This is a genomic window from Nocardia sp. NPDC050406, assembly GCF_044459025.1.
Classification (GTDB): domain Bacteria; phylum Actinomycetota; class Actinomycetes; order Mycobacteriales; family Mycobacteriaceae; genus Nocardia.
In genome coordinates, this window is sequence record NZ_JBITIM010000002.1 from 1,041,898 (window position 1) to 1,063,587 (window position 21,690).

Below are 21,690 nucleotides of genomic sequence, written 5' to 3' on the forward strand. Positions count from 1 at the left end.
GTCAGTACTCCACTTCCTGCGAGCGTTTGCGAATCGTGGTGACTTCGTCGCGCTGATTTCCGGTGGGGCCGTGGTAGTTCAAGGCGAAGGACTGTTGCGCGTAGCCGCCGATGAGATGCGAGGGCTTGATCATGATGCGGGTCAGCGCATTGTGGATACCGCCGCGTTTGCCCTTGGCCCCGTTCACCTTCGGCGTGCCCTCGATCCTCGGCACGTCCACGGCGCGGTCCTGCGCGTGGTACATGAACACGGTGCCCTCGGGCATGCGGTGCGAGACGATGGCGCGCGCCACCACGACGCCATTGCGGTTGATGGCCTCGATCCAGTCGTTGTCGGCGACACCGATCTTGGCGGCGTCCTTGTCCGACATCCAGATCGACTGCCCGCCCCGCGACAGCGTGAGCATGTGCAGGTTGTCCTGGTACGCCGAGTGGATCGACCATTTGGAGTGCGGCGTCAGATACCGCACGGTCACGCCGTTCTCGTTCACATTGCCCACCCCGGGCTCGCTGAACAGCGCGGTCATATCCAGGGGCGGTCGGAAGATCGGCAGCTGTTCGCCGAGTTCGATCATCCAGTCGTGGTCGAGGTAGAAGTGCTGCCGCCCGGTGAGCGTGTGCCAGGGCTTGAGCCGCTCGGTATTGATGGTGAACGGCGAGTACCGGCGGCCACCGGTCTCGCTGCCCGACCACTCGGGTGAGGTGATGACCGGCACGGGCCGAGCCTGGGTGTCCGCGAAGGTGATTCGCTTGCCCTCGTGCTCGGCGGCCAGATCCGCGAGTTGCGTCCCGGTGCGCTGTTCGAGCGCGTGGAACCCCTCCACCGCGAGTCGCCCGTTGGTGGTGCCGGACAGGGCGAGGATCGCCTCCGCCGCGTGGGTGTCCTTGGCCAGCGACGGCCGCCCCTGCGCGATCCCGGAGACCACGGTCCCGTTGACGCCCTTGAGGTACTCGACCTCGGCGTCGGGCAGCGTGGTGACGCCCTTGGTGGTGAGCCCGATGGTCTCCACGAGCGGTCCGAGCGCGGCCATCTTCTCCGCGACATTCGGGTAATCCCGCTCGACCACAACGAGTTTCGGCATGGTCTGCCCGGGAATCGGCTCGCATTCCCCGGCCTTCCAGTCCAGCACCCGCCCACCGGCCTGCGCCATGGCGTCGGCGGTGTCGTGCTGCAGCGGCACGGCCACCAGGTCCTTGCGCTTGCCGAGGTGCTTCTCGGCCAGCCAGGAGAAGCCGCGCGCGATGCGGTGGAAGGCGTCGAAATCGGTCTTGGCCTCCCACGGCGGCGAGATGGCCGGGGAGAAGGCGTGCACGAACGGGTGCATATCCGTGGAGGACAGATCGTGCTTCTCGTACCAGGTGGCGGCCGGGAAGACGATATCGGAGAACAGCGTGGTGCTGGTCATCCGGAAGTCCAGGGAGAGCAGCAGATCCAGCTTGCCGGTGGCGGCCTCGTCGCGCCAGACCAGCTCCTGTGGGCGCACCCCGGTGACATCGGTGGTCTGGAGATTGGAGTCCGCGCCGAGCAGGTGCTTGTGGAAGTACTCGTTGCCCTTGCCGGAGGAGCCGAGCAGGTTGGCTCGCCAGACCGTCAGCACGCGCGGGAAGTTCTCGGGCGCGTCGGGATCCTCGCAGGCGAAGCGCAGGTCACCGGATTTCAGGCCGTCGACGACGTACTCCGAGGGCGTCTTGCCCGCCGCTTCGGCCTCGTCCACCAGGTCGAGGGGATTGCGGTTGAGCGTGGGGTAGCTCGGCATCCAGCCGAGGCGGGTGGCCAGCGCGATATTGTCGGCGGCGGTGCGGCCCGCGAATTTCCCGGTGCCCAACGGCGAGGCGAAGGATTCCGCCGTGAACGGGTCGTAGCGCCACTGGTTGTTGGCGAGGTACCAGAACACGGTGCCCTGCATCTGGCGCGGCGGACGCTGCCAGTCCAGGCCGAAAGCCAGGGTGGACCAACCGGTGACGGGGCGGCACTTCTCCTGGCCCACGTAATGCGCCCAGCCGCCGCCGTTCACGCCCTGGCAGCCGGTGAGCAGCGTGAGGGTGAAGAAGGCGCGGTAGATCTGATCCGAGTGGAACCAGTGGTTGGTGCCCGCGCCCATGAGAATCATGGAGCGGCCCTGGGATTTCTCGGCATTGTCGGCGAATTCGCGGCCGATGCGCTCGGCCTGCTTGGCCGGAACGCCGGTGATCGCTTCCTGCCAGGCGGGGGTGTACGGCTCGTTCGGATCGTCGTAGCCGGTGGGCCAGCTGCCCGGCAGTCCGGTACGCGCGACGCCGTACTGTGCCAGCAGCAGATCGAAGACGGTCGTAACCCGTTTGCCCGCAACGACTGTCGTGGGCACGCCCCGGGTGATGACGCCCGCGGTGCCGTCGTCGAAACGGGGAAGCTGCACGGCGGCGGCATCATCGACGCGGCCGTGCAGAGTCAAGAGGGGATCGACATCCCCGAGGTCCAGGTTCCAGCGGCCCTTGCTCTCTTCGCCGAAGCGGTGGCCCAGGGATCCGTTGGGTACGAACGGATTTGCCTCGGCATCGAGCAGCACCGTCTGGAATTCCACGCCCTCCCCGGTGTGCCCCAGATCGGCGGCGGTGAGGAATTTGCCCGGGACCGCGATGCCGTCCTTCTCGTCCAGGGTGACCAGGTACGGCAGGTCGGTGTAGCGCTTGACGTAGTTGTCGAAGTACGGCGTGCTCTTCTGGACGAAGAACTCGTTGAGCACCACGTGTCCCATCGACATGGCCAGGGCCGCATCGGTTCCCGGCCGCGCGGGCACCCACTCGTCGGCGAACTTGGTGTTGTCGGCGTAGTCGGGGGAGACGACAACGACCTTCTGGCCGCGGTAGCGCGCCTCGGTCATGTAGTGCGCGTCCGGGGTGCGCGTCACCGGGACATTGGAGCCCCACATGATCAGGTAGCCCGCGTCGAACCAGTCCGCCGACTCCGGCACGTCGGTCTGATCGCCGAACACCTGCGGCGAGGCCACCGGCAGGTCGGCGTACCAGTCGTAGAACGACAGCATGGAGCCGCCGATGAGCGAGATGAACCGCGCCCCAACGGCATGCGAGACCATCGACATGGCGGGGATGGGGGAGAACCCGGCCACGCGGTCGGGTCCGTACTTCTTGATGGTGTGCACATGCGCGGCGGCCGCGATCTCGGCGGCCTCCCACCATTCGGCGCGTACGAAGCCGCCCTTGCCGCGGGCGTGCTTGTAGCGCTTGGCCTTCTCGGGATCCTCGACCACGGCCTCCCACGCGAGCACGGGATCCTTCAGTCGGGTCTTGGCCTCCCGGTACAGCTCCAGCAGCACACCGCGGACATACGGATAGCGCACGCGCGCGGGCGAATACGTGTACCAGGAGAACGACGCGCCACGCGGACAGCCGCGCGGCTCGTACTCGGGCTTGTCCGCGCCCACCGACGGATAGTCGGTCTGCTGCGACTCCCAGGTGATCACGCCGTCCTTGACGTAGATCTTCCACGAGCACGATCCGGTGCAGTTCACGCCGTGCGTGGAGCGCACCACCTTGTCGTGCGACCACCGATCGCGGTAGAACTCGTCCGCATCGCGCCCACCCACCTTGTGCAGGGTGCGCAGATCCTCGGACACCTCACCACGATTGAAGTATTTTCCCATCCGAAGCAGTGCATCGGCGGACGACTGTCCGGTCCGCGGGTTTGCCATGACGCCCCTTCGAGAGAGAAAAAACCGGGCTGTTGCATCGACTGTAAGGACGGGGCAGCACTCGGCAAAACGTTTCTCTCACACTGCTCCACGGCCGGTTGTGAGATGTGAGATCGCCGCAACCTGTCGGTCACTGAGCGATAGCGGCCCAGGTCACAGTTATCGGGTGCGACCTGGGCTTATCCATTGCGACCGGCCGAAACGTCCACCGCGCGGGGTGTTTCGGGGCGGTGCCGGTGATGCTTTGGAAACGATCGGTTCTCGGCCGCTTAATATTTGTTAACACAATGCTGGCGGCCGGTGGCCCGCGCTTTTCCGCCAATCCAGCAAACTCCCGCCGCGGATGTGGGAGCGATAATTTCCCAGAACTGCCCAGTTTGCTACCCGGTCGCGGACCGGTTCCCGCGACCGGTCGGCGGCAGCCAATATCGTGCTTCTCATGCAGCGATTCGAGGGCACCATCCGACCCGCCAACGGTGGCGGCGCGTATATCCCCATTCCCACCGAGGTCGTCGCGGCACTCGGCGGCGGTGGGCGTATCCCGGTCCGCGCCACGTTCGACGGCATCGCCTACACGGGCTCCATAGTGAATATGGGTGAGGGCCCGTGTCTGGGTCTGCTCAAAGCCATTCGCACCGAACTCGGCAAGGAGCCCGGGGATACGGTGGCCGTCACGGTCGAGCGCGATACCGCCGAACGCACCGTCGAGGTGCCCGAGGATCTGGCGGCCGCGCTCGCGGACGCACAGCTGCGGGATGTCTTCGACAAACTGAGCTACTCCAAGCGCCGTGAACAGGTCCAAGGTGTCGCCGGGGCCAAGCGAGCCGAGACGCGGGCGAATCGGATCGCCAAGATTCTCGACGCGCTGCGCTAGTCGCGGCTCAGGATCCGGTCCAGGACGGCGGTCACCGTGGCATCGGGCCGTGCGGGCATGGTCGGGCAGCGCCAGGCCACGATCTGATCAGGTCGCACGAGCAGTGCCCCGTTGGATTCGATTCCGACTGTCGCGCAATAGCTTTCATCGACCTCGTGCACCACGACGCCCGCCGACCGCCACGCCGCGCCCGTCGGTCCGGTGAACAGGACGAACTCCGTATCGACCAGGTCGAGGACCGATCGGCCGGACGACGCTGTGGCGTTGGGCAGCCTGGTACCCGGCTGACCCGCGAGGTCGAGGCGTTCCAGGGTGTGCGCACTGCCGTCGTCGATCAGCGCGCCCGCCGGATAGCGGGTGCCGAGCATCAGCGCGATCGGGTCGGCCAGGGGTGTGCCGTCCGCCGATTCGGTGTTCATGGTGCGCAGGTTGCCGGTACGGATACTGGACTGGTCGGCAATCAGCCAACCGATCGGATGACGTTCGGCCGCATAGGTTTCCACCAGCTCCGGCCCCGCCGCTCCGCGCAAGACGAAGCCCAACTTCCAGGCGAGATCGTGGACGTCCTGGATGCCGGTGTTCGCGCCCGCGGCGGCATAAGGGGGCATGACATGCGCCGCGTCACCCGCCAGGAGAATCCGTCCGCGCTGAAACTCGTCCGCGACGAACATTCCCGGCTCCCAAGGCAATACGCTCAGAATCTCGATATCGACCTCGGGCGCGCCGAGGGCGAGTCGCAGCGCGTCCGGCCACTGCTCGCGCGATCGGTCGGTTGCCGCGTCGCCGTAGAAGATCCACCGCCTCCGGCCGTCGACAGAGGCGAAAGCCCCTGCCAGACTCTCGTTCTCGACCTGACAGAGATTGAATTCGCGGCCCCGCACCAGGTCCTCGAGATCGGCCCGGAAGTACACGGTGACCGCCTTGCCGAGTGTGCCGCGCCCGCTGCGCCGAATCCCCAGTCGTTCGCGGACGGGGCTCGCGGCCCCATCGGCGGCAATGAGGTACGCCGCCCGCAGCCGCTCGGTGGCCCCATCGGCCGCGCGCACCTCGGCCTCGATGCCGGTGTCGTCTTCGCGAAAGTCGGTGAGCTCCACCCCGAACCGCACCTGCGCCCCGCGCTCCTCGGCCAGGCGGCGCAGCACCGGCTCCAGCACGTCCTGTGCGCACAGGCAGGTCGTGGTGGGGGAGAGCGCCTCCCAATCCGGCATCACGCCCGGGAGCTCGAACGGCAGCAGTTCGGCTCGCGCGACGGTGGGGCCGACTGCCATGGCCTGGTAATGCGCCAGATCACGCGCGGCCTCGAAGACCTCGTCGGCAATGCCGATCTGCCGGAAGGCCTCCATGGTGCGGATGTCGATGCGCCGCGCCTTGGGCTGCGGTGAGGTGCCATGCCGCCGTTCCACCAGGGTCACCCGCACCCCGTGATGGCGCAGGAACAGGGCGGCGGACAGGCCCACCAGGCCACCGCCGACCACCAGAACACGAGGTTCGTGTACGTCGTACATCACGTGTACAACGTACACCGATGGTTGAATGCACGGCAAGAACCGCGAGAGCGAAGGGCGTTATGAAAGAGGACACGACCCCACCCGGGCCGCTGATCTGGTCATTGCCCGAACCGCCCGGCCGCCCCACCACCACCCTGAGCCGGGCGGGCATTCTGCGCGCCGCCCTCGCCCTCGCCGATGCCGAGGGCACCGCCGCGCTCACCATGCGCCGTATCGCCACGGCCGTCGGCGCGTCCACCCCGATGTCGCTGTACCGCTATGTCGGCAGCAAGGACGGTCTGGTGGACCTCATGATCGACGCCGTGTACGGCGAAATCCCGCTCCCCGCAGCGCATTCCGGGAGCTGGCGGGCCGGGCTGGAACGGCTGTCCCTCGACACCTGGACGGTCCTGGCCAAGCACCTGTGGTTCGGCAGCCTCGTACACACGCGCCCGCCGTTCGGCCCGAATGCCCTGCGCTACTTCGACTTCCGCTTCGCGCTGCTGGAACCCCTCGGCCTCGGCGCCGACGAGATGACCCGCATCACCGCCGCCATCGACGGCCATCTCTTCGGCGCGGCGCTGCAGACGGCCGAGGAGCAGCGCATGCGCGCCCGCACCGGACTGCACACCGAGGAGGAACTGGCCGCCGTCGCGGAACCCGTACTGCGCCCGCTGCTCGCGGACGACCGCTACCCGGCCTTCACGCGCTGGCTCGAGGGGCGCTCACCCACGGCGGTGGACGATTCCGTCGAGTGGACGCTGGCCTGTCTGCTCGACGGCATCGCCGCCCGTCTGGGGCTGCCGAAGGGCTGAGCTATTCGGCCACCAATTCCGCCTCGGTCTCCACGGCCCGAATGGTGTCGGCGGGTACGCCGATCGGCCCGGGGGTGTAGGTGACGGCGCGCAGCGCGCCGGTGTAGCGGTAGACGCCGTGGCGTTCGCGCAGCTCCCAGGAGACGGGGCCGCGGGCGTCGAGGCCCACCGAAATTCCTGTCCAGGGGGCCATACCGACGAGCTGCACCTGATCGCGGAGTTCGCCCACGCGCTCGCCGTCGACGGCGATGGTGAAATCCCAGCGCAGGTGTTCGCGGACCGCCGCCGAGGCGGTGAGACGGGTGGCTCCGAGGGGAACCGGCCCGGCGTCGACGGCGTGATAGCGGCCGTAGCTGTTGACGCCGAAGACCAGGCGGCCGTCCTCGATATAGAGGAGGTAGCCGCCGAGGGTGTCGCCGTGCGCGACCAGCACGCCTTCGTCACCGGTGCGGTACCCGGTGAGTTCGACCTCGAAGGTGAAGTCGCGGAAGGCGATCAGACGTTGTGCGCGGTAGCGCTCCAAGGTCGGGGTGCCCGGCAGGATGCGGACCGGATCGGCGAAGCGCGCCTCCTCGGGGCGGCGCAACGCCAGATCCTGGCGGGTGACGAGGGGGAACACCGTATTGCGCCACGCCTGTTCGTCCCAGGCCGCGGCGAGTTCGGCGACCTTCTCCGGGAACCGCTCGGCGAGATCGTGCAGTTCGGTGGGGTCGGCGCGAACATCGAAGAGCTGCCAGCGCGGATCGTCGATATCGCGGTCGGGTTCGTGCAGGGCGAGCAGTTTCCAGCCGTCGCGGTAGAAGCCGCGGTGGCCGGTGACCTCGGAGTACTGCTCGATATGCCGGGAGGGGGCGGCGGGGTCGCGCAGGATATCCACGGCGGATACCCCGTCGACATCCTTGGCGGGCAAGCCATCGCGCACGGTCGGGCGTTCCAGTCCCGCCAGCTCCAGCAGGGTCGGCGTCAGATCGGTGACGTAGGCGTACTCGTGGCGGATACCGGTATCGCCGTCGGTGCGGGGTAGGCCCTTGGGCCAGGACAGCACGAAGGGCACGCGGACACCGCCCGCGAAGGTCTGGCCCTTGTAGAACCGGAACGGGGTATTGGACGCCTGGCCCCACCCGCGCGGGTAGTGCACCCCGAGGCGGGCGGTGCCGATGAGCGACTCGTCGTGGGGCACATCGCGTTCCCAGTCGGGTTCGGTCACCTGCGCGAACTGCGCGAAGTAGCTGCGGGTGCCCTCCGGGCCGCCTTCGGCGGTGCCGCCATTGTCGGAGGTGAACACGATAATGGTGTTGTCCAGCTCACCGAACCGCTCCAGGACCTCCACAATGCGGCCCAGGCTCTGGTCGATGCTGTCGACCATGCCCGCGTACACCTCCATGTACCGCTGGAAGCGTTCGCGCTGTTCGGGTGTCAGCGAATCCCACTCCCGCGCTTCGTAACCCGGTTCGGTATTGCGCGGCTTCTGTTTCGTACCGGGCTCGAACAACCCCTGCGCCAGCTGTGCGGCGAATCGGCTCTGCCGCAACCGATCCCAGCCCTCGGCGTAGCGCCCCCGATACTTCTCCCGATCCTCGGTCTTCACCTGCAACGGTCCGTGGACGGCGGTGTGCGCGAAGTACAGGAAGAACGGCTTGGACGCGTCGTGTGCGCGCAGCTCCTTCAGATAGCCGATGGCCTTGTCGGTGTAGTCGTCGGTCAGGTAATAGCCCTCCGGGTACTCCTCGATATCCACCGGGGAGTTGTCCGACACCAGCTGATTCGGGTGGAAGAAGGAGTTCAGCCCCTCCAAAGACCCGTAGTACCGGTCGAATCCGCGCCGGGTCGGCCAGGAATCCCGATTCGCCGCGGGATGCAGCGTGGCATCGCGCACCAGATGCCATTTGCCGACGGCATAGGTGGCATAACCGTTGGCGCGCAGTATCTCCGGCAAGGTCAGCACATCGTCGGCCAATTCCAGGCGCAGGCCGGGATAGCCGGGATCGGCATTGGCCACGAACCCGAAACCCGCACGGTGCGAATTCAATCCGGTCAACAGGGCCGCCCGCGAGGGTGAGCACAGCGGTGTGGTGTGGAAGTTGCTCAGTCGCAGCCCATTCGCGGCGAGCCGATCCAAGGTGGGCGTCTCGATCTCGGAGCCGAACGGTCCGATATCGCTGTAGCCCATATCGTCCACGACCACCACGACGATATTCGGCGCACCCTCGGGAGCCGAAGGGCGCTGATCCCAGGCGGGCGTGGACGACGCGGTGGTGCGGCCGATCTCGCCGGTGAAGCTCTCGTAACCGCGGGCGTGGGGAGGTACAGGCATGCCTCCAGCAAAGATCCGGGCCGTGCCACTGGCCAGGATTAGGCGCACGGTGCGCACAACCGCTGTCACCGGCCACACCCCTCGGTAGCGTCGCCGCCACCACACCGCCGGTTACCCCCACGGGATCGGCCATCGGCACGTAGTACGAGGAACCCCACATGAATTCGTCCCCCGGCGTGAATCGCCGACACTTCCTGCGCGGCGCGAGCGTCGCCGCCCTCGCCATTGTCGGCGGCGGTGCGCTCGCGGGCTGCACGTCGGCGGTGAACCAACAGCGGGGCGGGGACGACAACGCACAGCCGGTGCGCGGGGGGACGCTGAAGTACGGCGTCCTGGCCGATCTGGTGCCCGCGAACATTCTCACCAATACCGGCACCACGCCCTATGTGGTCGGCCTGGTCTACGAAACCCTGGTGCGCTATCCGAACGACAAGCTGGAACCCGGACCACTGCTCGCCGAGAAATGGGCACTCGCGCCGGACGGTCTCTCGATCACCCTGGACCTGCGCGAGGATGTGACATTCCACAGCGGGCGGCCCTTCACCTCCAAGGATGTGGAATTCGCGCTGCGGACCTACGCCGACCCGAAATGGTCGGCCCAGCTGAAGAGCACCGCCGCCGCCATCACCGGCTTCGACACCAGCGACCCGCACCGCATCACGTTGACCTTCGCGCATCCGCTGGGCAATATCTTCGACCTGCTCGACACCGTGCCGATCCTGGACAGCGAGACCATAGACAAGGTGGGCACCGGCGAGGCGTTCATCGGCACCGGTCCGTTCAGATTCGTGTCCCGCGTGCCGAATTCGCAGCTGGTGTTCGAACGCAACCCCGCCTACCGGATTCCCGATCGGCCGTATCTGGATCGCGTCGAACTCAGCGTCATCACCGACAATCAGGCCCAGCTCAACGCACTCCAGACCGGGCGCATCCACCTGGCCGACGGCATCACCTATCGAGATCTCGAAAACCTCGGCAAGACGAACGGTTTGCGCTCCATCCGCTACGAGGGCGCGGAGCTGCAACTCTATGTCGGCGCGAATGTGACCGTCCCCGCGCTCGCCGACGTGAAGCTGCGCCAGGCCATCGCCTACGCCCTCGACCGGGACCGCATCATCGAGGAGGTCTTCCGCGGCGTCGGCTACGCGGCGAATCTGCCGTGGCCCAAGGGATCTCCCGCCTACGACGAGTCCCGCAACACGCGCTTCGCCCGCGATCTCGACAAGGCCCGACACTTGCTGGCGCAGGTGCCGAAGCCGCCGAAGCTGCCGCTGTCCTTCGCGTCGGCGACCGCCACCCACGAGGCGGCCGCCCAGATCGTGCAGGCCAATCTCGCCGAGATCGGCATCGAGGTGGAGCTCGTGCCCACCGAGGCCGCCACCTTCGTCAAACAGCTCATCGGCGCGCAGTTCCCGGGACTGTGGGTGACCGACCATTCGTGGGCGCAGTTCACGCCATCCACCCTCACGGTCAGCGCGTACCCGTTCAATGCCCGCAAGAACGCCTCGCACTACGAATCACCCGCCTACCTGGCCGCCGCCGATGCCGCGTGGAAGGTGTCCAATGGCACTGGGGCGGAAGCGGTTCGGGCCTACCGGGCCCTGAGCGACCAGCTGCTCGACGGGCTGTTCCTCATCGAGATCGGGGTCCGATTCCATGCGGCCGGGAGCAGCGGGAAGCTGCACGGGGTGGGCTGGACCAAGCGGCGCGAGGCCGTGTTCACCGAGACGTTCCTGTCATGACGGCCTATCTGCTGCGGCGAATACCGTCGGCCCTGGCGGTGCTGTTCGGCGCGTCCGTGCTCATTTTCGCGCTGCTGCGGCTGGTGCCGGGCGATCCGGCGACGGTGCTGGCCGGAAGCGACGCCACCCCGCAGGCCGTCGACGCCGTCCGCCATCAGCTCGGCCTCGATCGACCCTTGCTCGCCCAGTACATCTCCTGGCTGACCGATCTGCTCACCGGCGACCCCGGCCGCTCCTATCTCATCGGCGGACAGATCACCGAGCTGATCGCGCACGGCCTCACCAATACGCTGGTGCTGACGGCCGCGGCGCTGCTCTTCGCGGTGGTCGTGAGCCTGTCGGTGAGCCTCGCCTCGGTGCTGTGGCCCAAGCGCTGGCTGAATGCCATTGTGGCGGCCGCGAATACGCTCGCCGTGGCGATTCCTAACTTCGTCACCTCGGTCCTGCTGGTCCTGATCTTCGCCATCGCGATTCCCATCCTCCCCGCCGGGGGCGTACCGCCGGACGGCTTCATCGCCCACCCGGATATCGCGGTGCAGTACCTGCTGCTGCCCGCGCTGTGCCTGGGCCTTCCGGTGGCGGCGGCGCTGACCCGATTCCTCACCGAATCGCTGCGCACCGAACTGCGCAAGCCGTATGTGCTCACCGCGCGGGCGTTGGGTGTGTCGCATCGGCGGATCGTCACCCACAGCGCGCTGCGAAACGCCTTGCCCGCCATGCTGACCTCGCTCGGCATCCAGACCGGGCAGCTGCTCGGCGGCGCCGTCATCGTGGAGGCGGCGTTCGCGTGGCCGGGCATCGGGCAGCTCATCGAACAGGGCATCAGCCGCCGCGACTATCCGGTGGTGCAGGTGCTGCTGCTGTTGTCGGTGGCGGTGTTCGTCGCCATCCAGCTGATCACGGATATCGCGCACGCCTGGCTCGATCCCCGTATTCGTATCGGAGGTCGCGCATGAGCACCCTCGCCGTCGAGGCGGATACCGCCGTCGATCTCGAACCACGACGGAAACCGCTGTGGCGCACGGCCTTCGGATCGGGTCAAGGGCTCGTGGGCGTGGTGTTGATCGCCGCCATCTCGGTGCTGGGCCTGCTCGGACCGCTGTTCACCCAGTACGACCCGCTGGTTCAGATTCCCTACGCCAACCTGCTCGGCCCGAGCGCCGAACACTGGTTCGGCACCGACGAACTCAATCGCGACGTGTTCGCGCGGGTCCTCGAGGGCATTCGCGTCGACCTGTTCATCGTCTTCGTCGCCGTCCCGCTCGGCGCGGTCATCGGCGGGTCGATCGGGCTGGTCGCCAGCGTCAACCCCGTCGCGGATGTGGTGGCGCAGCGCGTCTTCGACCTCGTGCTCGCCTTCCCCGCGCTCATCTTCGCCATCGCCCTGAGCGCCATCACCGGTCCCGGTCTGCACGCGGTGGTCATCGTGATCATCGCCGCCGAAATACCGTTGTTCGGCAGGCACATTCGCACCGCCGTCCTCCAGGTGCGCGAGCACGCCTATGTCGAGGCCGCCGAGGTGATCGGGGCGGGCACCTGGTGGACCCTGCGCCGCCACATCCTGCCCAATGTGCTCGAACCGCTCTCGGTGCAGCTCGCGCTGTCCATGTCCATCGCCGTATTCATCGAGGGAGCCATGAGTTTCATCGGTATCGGGGTCCGCCCGCCGGATCCCTCGCTGGGCTCCATTCTCGACGAGTCCATCGCCAACCTCGACGCCAACTGGGCCATGGCCGCCGGACCGCTGGTCGTGGTCACCGGCCTCACCCTCGGATTCCTGTTGATCGCCCAGTCCTTGGGCCGCGCCCGGAGGATCGGATGAGCGACCACACCGCCGCACTGCTCGAAATCCAGGACCTGGTGGTGCGTTTCGGCGACCGCACCGTGGTGGACGACATCTCACTGCGGGTGCGAGCGGGCGAAATCGTGGCGCTGGTCGGGGAATCCGGCTCCGGCAAGTCGCTCACCGCGCGGGCCGTCCTGGGGCTGCTGCCCGACGGCGCGACCGCGACCGGCTCGATTCGCCTCGGCGACAGCGAAATCGTCGGGGTGAGCGAGGACGCGCTGCGCGCCGTGCGCGGCACCCGCGCCGCCATGGTGTTCCAGGAACCGCAGACCGCGCTCGACCCGGTACGCCGGATCGGTGCCCAGATCACCGAGGCGCTGCGCGCGCACGCGCCCATCACCAAGGCCGCGGCTCGCGCCCGCGCCGTGGAACTGCTGCGCCTGGTGGACATCCCGGAGCCCGAACGCCGCGTCGACTGGTATCCGCACCAGCTCTCCGGCGGTCAGAAACAGCGCGTCGTCATCGCGCTCGCCCTCTCCGGCCAGCCGGATCTGCTCATCGCCGACGAGCCCACCACCGCCCTCGACGTCACCGTCCAAGCGGAGATCCTCGACCTGCTGCGAGACCTCCAGCGCCGCAGCGGCACCGCCGTGTTGTTCATCACGCACAATCTCGGCGTGGTCGCCGAGATCGCCGACCGGGTGGTGGTCATGAACGCGGGCCGGGTGGTGGAAGAGCGGCCGGTGCACGACCTGTTCGCCGCACCGCGCGCGGAGTACACCCGCACGCTGCTCGCGGCCGTGCCGAAACTGCCGGAGCCGCAGGAGGAATCGGTGACCGGCGTCACCGCCGTACCGGATGCGCCCGAGACCTATCCGGGACATGCGGGCGCGTGGGACCCCGACCGTGATCCGGTGCTGGTCGCGCGCGCGCTCGGGGTCGTGTACCGGGGTCGCGGCCGTGCGTTCCGCGCCCTGGACCAGGTGTCGCTCACCCTCGCCCCGCGCGAGGTCGTCGGCCTGGTCGGCGAATCCGGTTCCGGGAAGAGCACACTCGGTCGCACCGCCCTGGGGCTGGTCCCCGCGACCTCGGGCGAGGTGATCCTGCAAGGCGTCGCGCTGCGCGGGCTCTCCCGCCGTGACCTGCGCGGCCTGCGCCGCCACGTGGCCCTGGTCCACCAGGACGTCACCGCCTCGCTCGACCCGCGCCGCAGCCTCGCCGACGCCATCGGCGAACCGCTGCGGGTGCACCGCGCCGCCTCCGGCGCGCTGCTCCAGGCCAAGGTCGGTGACCTGCTCGAATCCGTCCGGCTGCCACGCTCCTACGCGACCCGGCGGCCCGGCGAACTCTCCGGCGGCCAGCGCCAGCGCGTCGCCCTGGCCCGCGCGCTCGCGCTGGCCCCGCGCCTGCTGGTCGCCGACGAGCCCACCAGCGCCCTCGACGTCTCCGTCCAGGCCCAGGTCCTCGACCTGTTCGCCGACCTGCGCGCCGAATACGGGTTCGCCTGCCTGTTCATCAGCCACGACCTGGCCGTGGTCGATCAGGTGGCCGACCGCGTGGTGGTACTGCGCGAGGGGTCCATCGTGGAGTCCGGTCCGGTGCAACGGGTCTTCCGACATCCGGCCCAGGACTACACTCGCCGTTTGCTGGACGCGGTCCCCGTACCCGACCCGGCGGTAACGCGCCGCCGCGGAAAATCCGCCGAAGCCGTCGCGATAGGCGCTTGAACTGGTGGTTAGCCAACGCGCCGAAGAAGATTCGCGCACATTATCCATACATCCCACGTATTGCGAAATGTGTAGAAACACACCATTTTTCACCACCTGGAGTTCGTTTGACAGCTCCGACACGCCTCTATAACCTGTTGCTGTCAGGATGCCGGTCGGTTGACCAGGTCGTTCTGTGCGATCGGCGATTTTCCAGGGGCGGGTAGGAGCTTGACGTCTCGACATCACGTCCGCCGATGAGGCTGGCAGTGCATGGAGAACAATGAGCTATCAGTGGGAAGCGAGCTTCGCGGCGCCGGTCTCGGTGCCCTCGGTCATCTCGTCGATCGTGGTCGACGAACTGCTCCGCAACGGCATCGAATGGGTGGTGTACTGCCCGGGCTCGCGCAACGGCCCGCTCGGCTTCGAGCTGGCGCGCCGCGCCGCCGCCGGTGCCCTCCGCCTCCAGGTGCGCCTGGACGAGCGATCGGCCGCCTTTGTGGCACTGGGTATTTCGAAGTCCACCGGTCGTCCGGCGGCCGTGGTGACCACCTCCGGCACCGCCGTCTGCAATCTGCTGCCCGCCGTCACCGAGGCCAACTACTCCGGGATTCCGCTGGTGCTGGTCACGGCCAATCGGCCGCCGGAGGCGCTGGGCACCGGGGCCTCCCAGACCGTGGAGCAGACCGCGCTGCTCACCTCGCAGGTGCGCCACGTGCAGCAGATCTGGTCCGGCGACATGTTGCGGCCCGAGACCAATGGCGTGGTGCGGTCGCAGGTCTGCCGGGCGCTGGGTATCGCCTCCGGTCGCCGCCACGGTCGTCCCGGGCCGGTCCAACTCGACGTCCCGCTCTCGTCCGGACATCCGCCGGAAGATCTCGCGGCCCCGTTCCCGCGCGGACGCCGCGACGGCGAACCATGGCTCCGAATGCCCTCGCGCGCCGTCGAATCCACCTCGTCGCACGAGATCGACCTGCGCGAACCCACCGTCGTGATCGCGGGTGACGGTGCGGATCTCTCCGGTCTGCCACCCCACATCCCGTGCGTGGCCGAGCCGACCGTCGATGTCGGCGACCGCGCCCGCCTGCACCCCTGGGTGCTGGATTACGTACTGCCGCAACAGGTCGTGGTGTACGGCCGCCCGACCCTGCACCGCAATGTCGGGACCATGCTGGCCCGCGCCGACGTGGACACCGTGCTGGTCGACAACGGCGAGGACTGGATCTACGCCGCGCCGCACATGAAAGTCCTGACAGCACAACCGATTTACCGACACGACCTCTCGCCCTCGTGGGCCGAGGAGCTGCGTGCCGTGGATGCCACCATGCGGCGGCAGTGGGCCGAGATCCTCACTGACGACCGCGACCGCCGGACCGGATTGGGTGTCGCGGACACCGTGCTCGATACTCTGGAACCCGGTGACGTGCTGTGGCTCGGGGCCTCCAACCCGATTCGGGACGTCTCGCTCACCGGCTCGCTGCCCGCCGGGGTCGAGGTGCTCTCCAATCGCGGCGTGGCCGGTATCGACGGCAATATCAGCGCCGCCATCGGAGCCGCGCTGGCCCGACCGAATCGGCGCGTGATCGCCCTGGTCGGCGATCTGACCTTCGCCTACGACGCCTCCGGATTGCAGTTCGGACGACTCGAGGACGTGCCCGACAATCTGCTCGTCGTCGTGGCCAACGACAGCGGCGGCGGCATCTTCGAACTCCTGGAACAGGGTGACCCGAAATACCGGCGCGAGCCCTACGGCAATACCTTCGAACGGATCTACGGCACCCCGCAGAACGTCGATATCGCGCGGCTGTGCGCCGCGTACGCGGTGGCGCATCGCACCGTCGAGGTCCCGGAACTCGCCGCGGCCCTGCGCCATTGCCGCGACGAACGACGCCTGGCCGTGCTCGAGGTGCCCATCACCCGCGCCGAGCTGCGCGACGTGCACACCCGCGCCCGGCGCGGCGTCGACGCCGCGTTGGACTCCGCCTCGGTGCTGCACGCCCTCCGGGAGACACCTGCCCCGTCCGACCTCGAATACTCCTGAGGCCAGCCATGATTCCCCTGCGACCGGTGCTGCTGCCCGACGACCCACGCGCGGCCGTCGAGCTGCTCCAGCGTGAGATCGACGGTCTGCGGCGCGGCGGCGATGCCGTCGCGCCGATCACCGATATCGCCGCGGCCCACGACCTTCCGGCGCTGGTGCCCGACTCCACCGCCGTGGTGCTGTGCACCTCCGGCTCGAGCGGCGTACCCAAACGCACCATGCTGCGCCGCGACGCCCTGCGCGCCTCGGCCCGCGCCGCGGCCACCCGACTCGGCGGCGACGGAGACTGGTTGCTCTGTCTCCCCGCGGGTTTCGTGGCCGGATTCCAGGTGATCTCGCGCGCGGTGCTCGGCGGCACGACGGTGACCACCCTCGCGAGCGAGCACTTCGGCGCCGCGGAGTTCGTCGCCGCGACGCGTCGTATGCGGCCGGGCAGGCGCTACACCTCCCTGGTGCCCACCCAGGTCGGGCGGTTGCTCGCCGACCGCGAAGCCCGCACGGCCCTGGGCACTTTCGACGCGGTGCTGGTCGGCGGCGCGCCCCTGGACGCCGAGACGGCGCGGCGGCTGCGCGAACTCACCACGGTCGTCGTCACCTACGGCATGACCGAGACCTGCGGTGGCTGTGTCTACGACGGCGTACCGCTCGACGGCGTCGAGGTGCGCATCGAGGACGACATCATCCACCTGGGCGGCGCGGTCGTGGCGGGCGGCTATCTGGGCGCGGACCCCGAGGAGGCCGCCCGGTTCTACCTCGACGGCGGCCAGCGCTGGTACCGCACGGCCGACCGGGGACGGTGGGTCGACGGCCGACTGGTTCCCACCGGCCGCATCGACGACCTCATCAACACCGGCGGGGTCAAGGTCTCCGCCACCGCCATCGAACGGGTACTGCGCGAGGCCGACCGGGTGGAAGCCGCGGTCGTGCTCGGCCTGCCCGACCCGGAGTGGGGCGAGCTGGTCGGCGCGTACGTCGTCGCCCGCGAGGGGGCGTCGGAGCCCGATACCCAGCTCCTGCGCGACCTCGTCCGCACCCGCCTGGGGCGCGCCTCGGTGCCGAAACACCTCGTGGTCGGCACCGAACTGCCCCTGCTCCCGAATTCCAAGATCGACCGGCGCGCCGTTCGCGAACGGCTGATCGAACGGCGTATCCATGTCTGAACCACACTCCGCCCGCTTCCGGCTCTCCGGCCCGGACTGCTCCCTGGGCCTGGACGGCTCGCTCGTCTGCTTCACCGACCTGGCCGAGGCCGAAACCGCCGTCCGCACCGGCATTTTCGGCGATATCGTGGCGGGCTCGGTGCCCTTCGACCCGCACACCGCGAGCCCGTCGTTCTACATCGGTCGGCGCACCCCGTGCACCGCGCCGACCGAGCCCGCGTGGACCGTCGACTTCCAGCCCGACCTCGATTTCAACGACGCCGCCATCGCCGAGTACCTGCGCCTGCTCGACCACGTGCTGCCCCGGCTGCGCGCGCACTCCGGTCTCGACAAGGTCGTGGTGGCGCGCTCCGAAAGGTACTCCTACACCGGGCCTTTCGACCCCGAGCGCATGTACGACCGCATCGCCGCGCTGTACCCGGGCGTGCACAGCTACTTCGTCGAACACCAGGACACCCCCGGCGTCTACACCATGGGCGCGAGCCCGGAACTGTTCCTGCGCAAGCGCGGTGACCGCATAGCGATGACGCCCCTGGCCGGAACCGTGCCGCGCGATCCGGGCCGCCCCGTGGCCGAGGACGCCGAGCGGGCGCGCGCCGAACTGTTCACCGACAAGTACCTGATCGAGCACCGGCACCTGGTCGACTTCATGGTCGAGGGTCTCGCGCCGTTGTGCGCGGAGCTGGAGTACCCCGGCGAGCCCGAACTCGTCGCGGCCCCGGGCGTCTGGCACCTGGGCACACCGATCGTCGGCCGCCTGCTCGACCCGCGCCTGCCCGTGGCGGACCTGGTGGCCACCCTGCACCCCTCCCCGGCGGTCTGCGGTGTGCCGCAAGCCGAGGCGCTGCGCCTCATCACCGAATACGAATCCGCGCGCAACTACTACGGCGGTCTGGTGGGTTGGCTGGACAGCGCGGGCGACTGCCAGTTCTACATGGCGCTGCGCGGCCTCGAACTCGACACGCGCGCACGGCATCTGACCCTGCGCGCCGGTGGCGGCGTGGTCGCCGACAGCCAGGTGGACATCGAATTCGCCGAGACCTCGGCCAAACTCGCCACCATGCGCCGCGTACTGGGCGCCGCCGACGAGCTGGCGGTGCGGTAGGCGATGGTGAGCGGCCTACACATGCGCGACGCGGTGATCGTCGCGGCCGTGCGCACCCCGATCGGGCGCGGCAAACCCGGTGGGGCCCTGGCGGGTATCCATCCGGTGGACCTCATGGCGCACAGCATTCGGGCGGCGGTGGACCGCACCGGCATCGACCCGGCTGTCATCGACGAGGTGATCGGCGGCGTGGTCAGCCAGGTGGGTGAACAGGCCACCAATGTGACCCGACGCGCCGCCCTCGCCGCCGGGCTGCCGGAATCGGTGCCCGCCACCACCATCGACCGGCAGTGCAGCGCCAGCCAGCAGGCCCTGCGCTTCGCCGCGCACGCGGTGATCGCGGGGGACTGCGATGTGGTCATCGCCGCCGGGGTGGAGTCGGTCAGCCGAATTCCCATGGGCACCAGCCTCATCGACGCCGACAATCTCACCGGCGTGGATTTCATGCAGCGTTATCCGCAGGGTGTGCCGTGGCAGGGGATCAGCGCCGAACTCATCACCGCCCGCTGGGGTTTGAGCCGCGCCCAGCTCGACGAGTACTCCCTGGAGAGCCATCAGCGCGCGGCCACCGCCACCAAGAACGGGCTCTTCGACGCCGAATTCACGCCACCCATCGCGGATTTGGAGTACGACGAGGGCATTCGCTACGACGGCAGCGCGCGGGCGTTGGCCGACCTGCCGCCCTCGTTCCGCAATGACGCTGTCGCCCGGCGCTTTCCGGAGATCGGCTGGCATATCACCGCGGGCAATGCCAGCCAGCTCGGTGACGGCAGCGCGGCGGTCATGGTCACCACCACCGAACACGCCCGCCGACTCGGACTGACCCCGCTGGCCCGTATTCGCAGCCATATCGCGGTCGGCGACGACCCGTTCCTCATGCTGACCGCCGTCGTTCCCGCGACGGCGAAAGTCCTGAAGCAGGCCGGACTTCGGCTCTCCGACATCGACCTCATCGAGATCAACGAGGCGTACGCGGGCGTGGTGCTGGCCTGGGCGCACGACACCGGGGCCGATCTGCGCAAGGTCAATGTGAACGGCGGGGCCATCTCGCTCGGCCATCCGCTGGGGGCCAGCGGGGTGCGCATCACCGCGACACTCGTGCACGCGCTGCGCGAACGGGGCGGCCGCTACGGGCTACAGACCATGTGCGAATCCGGCGGACAGGCCAACGCCATGATCATCGAAGCGCTGTAAGGGCTTTCGCGCGTTCAACCGAGCAGCGGCAGAATCTCCACCAGGTCACCGTCGCTGGCGTCGGCGGGCACCACGGCCAGACCGTCGCGATGCAGCAGCCCAGCCAGATGGCTGGTGCGCAGATGAACATCGCCCACCCAGCCGCCCTCGGGCAGGGCGCGGGCGGGGACGAGACGCATGACGGGACCGGCGATCTCGGCGGCGTTCACCAGCGGGACGGTCAACACCCGGTCGCGGATATCGCCCGTCAGACCGGCGACCAGCGCGGGGGTGAGCGCCATGAGCACGGAGACCGCCGCGAAGGGATTGCCGGGCAGGCCGAGAACCACCGCGCCCGAACGCAATTGGGCCACCACGGTGGAACCGCCCGGCCGCAGGCGCAGTCGGCGCACCAGCGGACGGGCCGCGGCGCGGTCCAGGGAGGCGCGCAGCTGATCGGCCGCGCCACCGCCGGTCGCGCCCACGATCACCAGCAGATCGCACTCCGTCGCCGCCGCGAGCACCTCGTCGAAGGCATTCGCGGTGTCGCGCAGGTGAACCCGGTCCTGGGTGTGCACGCCGTACCAGGACAGCAGCTGCGGCAGCACCGGGCCGATGGAATCGCGGGTCTGCCCCTGGTGCAGCGGCCCCTCACTGCGAATCTCGTCGCCGGTCATGATGATTCGCGCCTGCACCGGACCGCGCACCAGCGCCGCGGTCACCTCCGCGCTGGCGGCGGCCGAGATCAGGGCGGCCGTCACCGGCGTGCCGACGGGCGCGATCTCGGTGCCCGGCTCCCACTCCTCGCCGCGGCGGCGCACGTCATCGCGAATCGGGGTGTCGGGCAGGCGTTCCAGCAGGCCGTCGGCACCGACGCGCACGAACTCGTCGCGCACCACACTACTGGTGCCGTCGGGAACGTGTGCGCCCGTGGCGATTCGGACGGCCTCCCCGGCGAGCAGTCCCACCGGCCGCTGTCCGCCCGCGAATCCGATATCGCGGCGCACGTGCCAGGGGCCGTCACCGGAGACCGCGTAGCCGTCCATGGCCGAGACGTCGAAGCGCGGCAGCGCGTCCGCGGCGATCAACGGCTCCGCGAGTGCGCCGCCACGCCCGACCCATAACGGCACGCGTTTGGGTGTGAGCGGGGATACAGTGTGGCGCAACACACTTCGCGCTTCTTCCAGGGTCAGTGCGGTGATTGCCGCGGTTTGCTCGACCGCCTCGCGGGCGTGGCGCACCTCGTCGGGCGTATCGCAGTCGGTGACCCCCGACAGGGTCACCATGGTGGTGTCCACCGGCACCAGCGCCTTCATCGGCTGATTCACCAGCGACTCCAGTCGGCTCACCGCCGAGGTGAGCGCGCCGCGCCGCCACACCCCGACCAGGTACTGCGGCCGCCCCGACTCGTCGGCGGCGAACACCGCGTCGCTGCCGGATTCCCGTGCGTGCCTGAGCAGTTCGTCGACGGCACCGGCGGTGAGGAAGGGCATATCGGCCGCCAGCACCACGATGAGCCCGGCCGGGAAGTCGCATCCGGCCAATACGCCCAGGCCAGTGGCTATGGCCGCGACCGGACCGGAGCCCGCCGGAATCTCTTGCGCCTGCAGGATTTCCGGTGGCAACTCCGGGCGCTGTGGCCCGACCACGACCGTGCGGGCGCAACCCGCCACCGCGCCCAGCGCGGCATCCAACATCGATTGTCCGCCTACGACAATGGCGGGTTTGTCCACGCCGCCCATCCGGCTGGCGCGCCCACCGGCGAGCACGATGGCGTCGACGGTCGTCACGAGCGGCGA

General features: G+C 68.8%; 14 protein-coding genes. 10 read left to right on the top strand and 4 right to left on the bottom strand.

Features of this window, described 5'->3' with window-relative positions:
- Window position 1 precedes the first annotated feature (1 nt).
- The gene (locus ACIBH2_RS18125) at window positions 2-3,640 is read right to left on the bottom strand and encodes a nitrate reductase subunit alpha (RefSeq protein ID WP_397118750.1); all 3,639 of its coding nucleotides are present in this window, start codon (window positions 3,638-3,640) and stop codon (window positions 2-4) included.
- Between the two features lie 487 nt (window positions 3,641-4,127).
- Here ACIBH2_RS18125 and ACIBH2_RS18130 point away from each other — a divergent pair, with 487 nt between their 5' ends.
- Window positions 4,128-4,562, top strand: coding sequence for a YdeI/OmpD-associated family protein (locus ACIBH2_RS18130; RefSeq protein ID WP_397118752.1), 435 nt, complete (start codon window positions 4,128-4,130; stop codon window positions 4,560-4,562).
- Here ACIBH2_RS18130 and ACIBH2_RS18135 read toward each other — a convergent pair.
- The gene (locus ACIBH2_RS18135) at window positions 4,559-6,067 is read right to left on the bottom strand and encodes an FAD-dependent oxidoreductase (protein ID WP_397120851.1); all 1,509 of its coding nucleotides are present in this window, start codon (window positions 6,065-6,067) and stop codon (window positions 4,559-4,561) included. The two genes, ACIBH2_RS18130 and ACIBH2_RS18135, sit on opposite strands and share 4 nt — an antisense overlap.
- Before the next feature lie 62 nt (window positions 6,068-6,129).
- Here ACIBH2_RS18135 and ACIBH2_RS18140 point away from each other — a divergent pair, with 62 nt between their 5' ends.
- Window positions 6,130-6,864 (top strand): TetR/AcrR family transcriptional regulator, encoded by a 735-nt coding sequence (locus ACIBH2_RS18140; protein WP_397118754.1) that lies wholly within the window; start codon window positions 6,130-6,132, stop codon window positions 6,862-6,864.
- Between the two features lies 1 nt (window position 6,865).
- On the opposite strand, the gene ACIBH2_RS18145 is transcribed toward ACIBH2_RS18140, so the two are convergent.
- On the bottom strand, window positions 6,866-9,178 hold the full coding sequence (locus ACIBH2_RS18145) for an arylsulfatase (RefSeq protein WP_397118756.1): 2,313 nt from the start codon (window positions 9,176-9,178) through the stop codon (window positions 6,866-6,868).
- 158 nt (window positions 9,179-9,336) lie between these two features.
- On the opposite strand from ACIBH2_RS18145, the gene ACIBH2_RS18150 reads away from it, so the two are divergent.
- The 8 genes from ACIBH2_RS18150 to ACIBH2_RS18185 all read left to right on the top strand — a co-directional run bounded on the left by ACIBH2_RS18150 (window position 9,337) and on the right by ACIBH2_RS18185 (window position 19,912).
- The gene (locus ACIBH2_RS18150; protein WP_397118758.1) at window positions 9,337-10,920 is read left to right on the top strand and encodes an ABC transporter substrate-binding protein; all 1,584 of its coding nucleotides are present in this window, start codon (window positions 9,337-9,339) and stop codon (window positions 10,918-10,920) included.
- Complete coding sequence (locus ACIBH2_RS18155) at window positions 10,917-11,876, top strand: ABC transporter permease (protein ID WP_397118760.1); 960 nt, start codon at window positions 10,917-10,919, stop codon at window positions 11,874-11,876. The genes ACIBH2_RS18150 and ACIBH2_RS18155 overlap by 4 nt, the downstream gene beginning before the upstream one ends.
- Window positions 11,873-12,742 carry an ABC transporter permease gene (locus ACIBH2_RS18160; RefSeq protein ID WP_397118762.1) on the top strand — a complete coding sequence of 290 codons (870 nt, stop codon included), beginning with the start codon at window positions 11,873-11,875 and terminating at the stop codon, window positions 12,740-12,742. Before ACIBH2_RS18155 ends, ACIBH2_RS18160 begins: the two co-directional genes overlap by 4 nt.
- Window positions 12,739-14,433, top strand: a complete 1,695-nt coding sequence (locus ACIBH2_RS18165; RefSeq protein ID WP_397118764.1) for a dipeptide ABC transporter ATP-binding protein — start codon at window positions 12,739-12,741, stop codon at window positions 14,431-14,433. Before ACIBH2_RS18160 ends, ACIBH2_RS18165 begins: the two co-directional genes overlap by 4 nt.
- 262 nt (window positions 14,434-14,695) lie before the next feature.
- Complete coding sequence (menD, locus tag ACIBH2_RS18170) at window positions 14,696-16,453, top strand: 2-succinyl-5-enolpyruvyl-6-hydroxy-3-cyclohexene-1-carboxylic-acid synthase (RefSeq protein WP_397118766.1); 1,758 nt, start codon at window positions 14,696-14,698, stop codon at window positions 16,451-16,453.
- A gap of 8 nt (window positions 16,454-16,461) precedes the next feature.
- Window positions 16,462-17,613: an AMP-binding protein gene (locus ACIBH2_RS18175; protein WP_397118768.1), complete on the top strand. Its 1,152-nt coding sequence runs from the start codon at window positions 16,462-16,464 to the stop codon at window positions 17,611-17,613.
- On the top strand, window positions 17,606-18,718 hold the full coding sequence (locus tag ACIBH2_RS18180) for an isochorismate synthase MenF (RefSeq protein ID WP_397118770.1): 1,113 nt from the start codon (window positions 17,606-17,608) through the stop codon (window positions 18,716-18,718). The genes ACIBH2_RS18175 and ACIBH2_RS18180 overlap by 8 nt, the downstream gene beginning before the upstream one ends.
- A gap of 21 nt (window positions 18,719-18,739) precedes the next feature.
- Window positions 18,740-19,912, top strand: coding sequence for a thiolase family protein (locus ACIBH2_RS18185; RefSeq protein ID WP_397120854.1), 1,173 nt, complete (start codon window positions 18,740-18,742; stop codon window positions 19,910-19,912).
- 14 nt (window positions 19,913-19,926) lie between these two features.
- Here the strand turns inward: ACIBH2_RS18185 and ACIBH2_RS18190 are convergent, their stop codons facing one another.
- Entirely contained in the window at window positions 19,927-21,681 is a 1,755-nt protein-coding gene (locus ACIBH2_RS18190) for an NTP transferase domain-containing protein (protein WP_397118772.1), read from the bottom strand.
- Window positions 21,682-21,690: the final 9 nt, after the last annotated feature.

What these genes read in the sequence shown, in the direction of transcription:
- ACIBH2_RS18125 (WP_397118750.1), bottom strand. Translation starts at nt 3,640, where the DNA reads ATGGGAAAATACTTCAATCGTGGTGAGGTGTCCGAGGATCTGCGCACC.
- ACIBH2_RS18130 (WP_397118752.1), top strand. Translation starts at nt 4,128, where the DNA reads ATGCAGCGATTCGAGGGCACCATCCGACCCGCCAACGGTGGCGGCGCG.
- ACIBH2_RS18135 (WP_397120851.1), bottom strand. Translation starts at nt 6,067, where the DNA reads ATGTACGACGTACACGAACCTCGTGTTCTGGTGGTCGGCGGTGGCCTG.
- ACIBH2_RS18140 (WP_397118754.1), top strand. Translation starts at nt 6,130, where the DNA reads ATGAAAGAGGACACGACCCCACCCGGGCCGCTGATCTGGTCATTGCCC.
- ACIBH2_RS18145 (WP_397118756.1), bottom strand. Translation starts at nt 9,178, where the DNA reads ATGCCTGTACCTCCCCACGCCCGCGGTTACGAGAGCTTCACCGGCGAG.
- ACIBH2_RS18150 (WP_397118758.1), top strand. Translation starts at nt 9,337, where the DNA reads ATGAATTCGTCCCCCGGCGTGAATCGCCGACACTTCCTGCGCGGCGCG.
- ACIBH2_RS18155 (WP_397118760.1), top strand. Translation starts at nt 10,917, where the DNA reads ATGACGGCCTATCTGCTGCGGCGAATACCGTCGGCCCTGGCGGTGCTG.
- ACIBH2_RS18160 (WP_397118762.1), top strand. Translation starts at nt 11,873, where the DNA reads ATGAGCACCCTCGCCGTCGAGGCGGATACCGCCGTCGATCTCGAACCA.
- ACIBH2_RS18165 (WP_397118764.1), top strand. Translation starts at nt 12,739, where the DNA reads ATGAGCGACCACACCGCCGCACTGCTCGAAATCCAGGACCTGGTGGTG.
- menD (WP_397118766.1), top strand. Translation starts at nt 14,696, where the DNA reads ATGAGCTATCAGTGGGAAGCGAGCTTCGCGGCGCCGGTCTCGGTGCCC.
- ACIBH2_RS18175 (WP_397118768.1), top strand. Translation starts at nt 16,462, where the DNA reads ATGATTCCCCTGCGACCGGTGCTGCTGCCCGACGACCCACGCGCGGCC.
- ACIBH2_RS18180 (WP_397118770.1), top strand. Translation starts at nt 17,606, where the DNA reads ATGTCTGAACCACACTCCGCCCGCTTCCGGCTCTCCGGCCCGGACTGC.
- ACIBH2_RS18185 (WP_397120854.1), top strand. Translation starts at nt 18,740, where the DNA reads ATGCGCGACGCGGTGATCGTCGCGGCCGTGCGCACCCCGATCGGGCGC.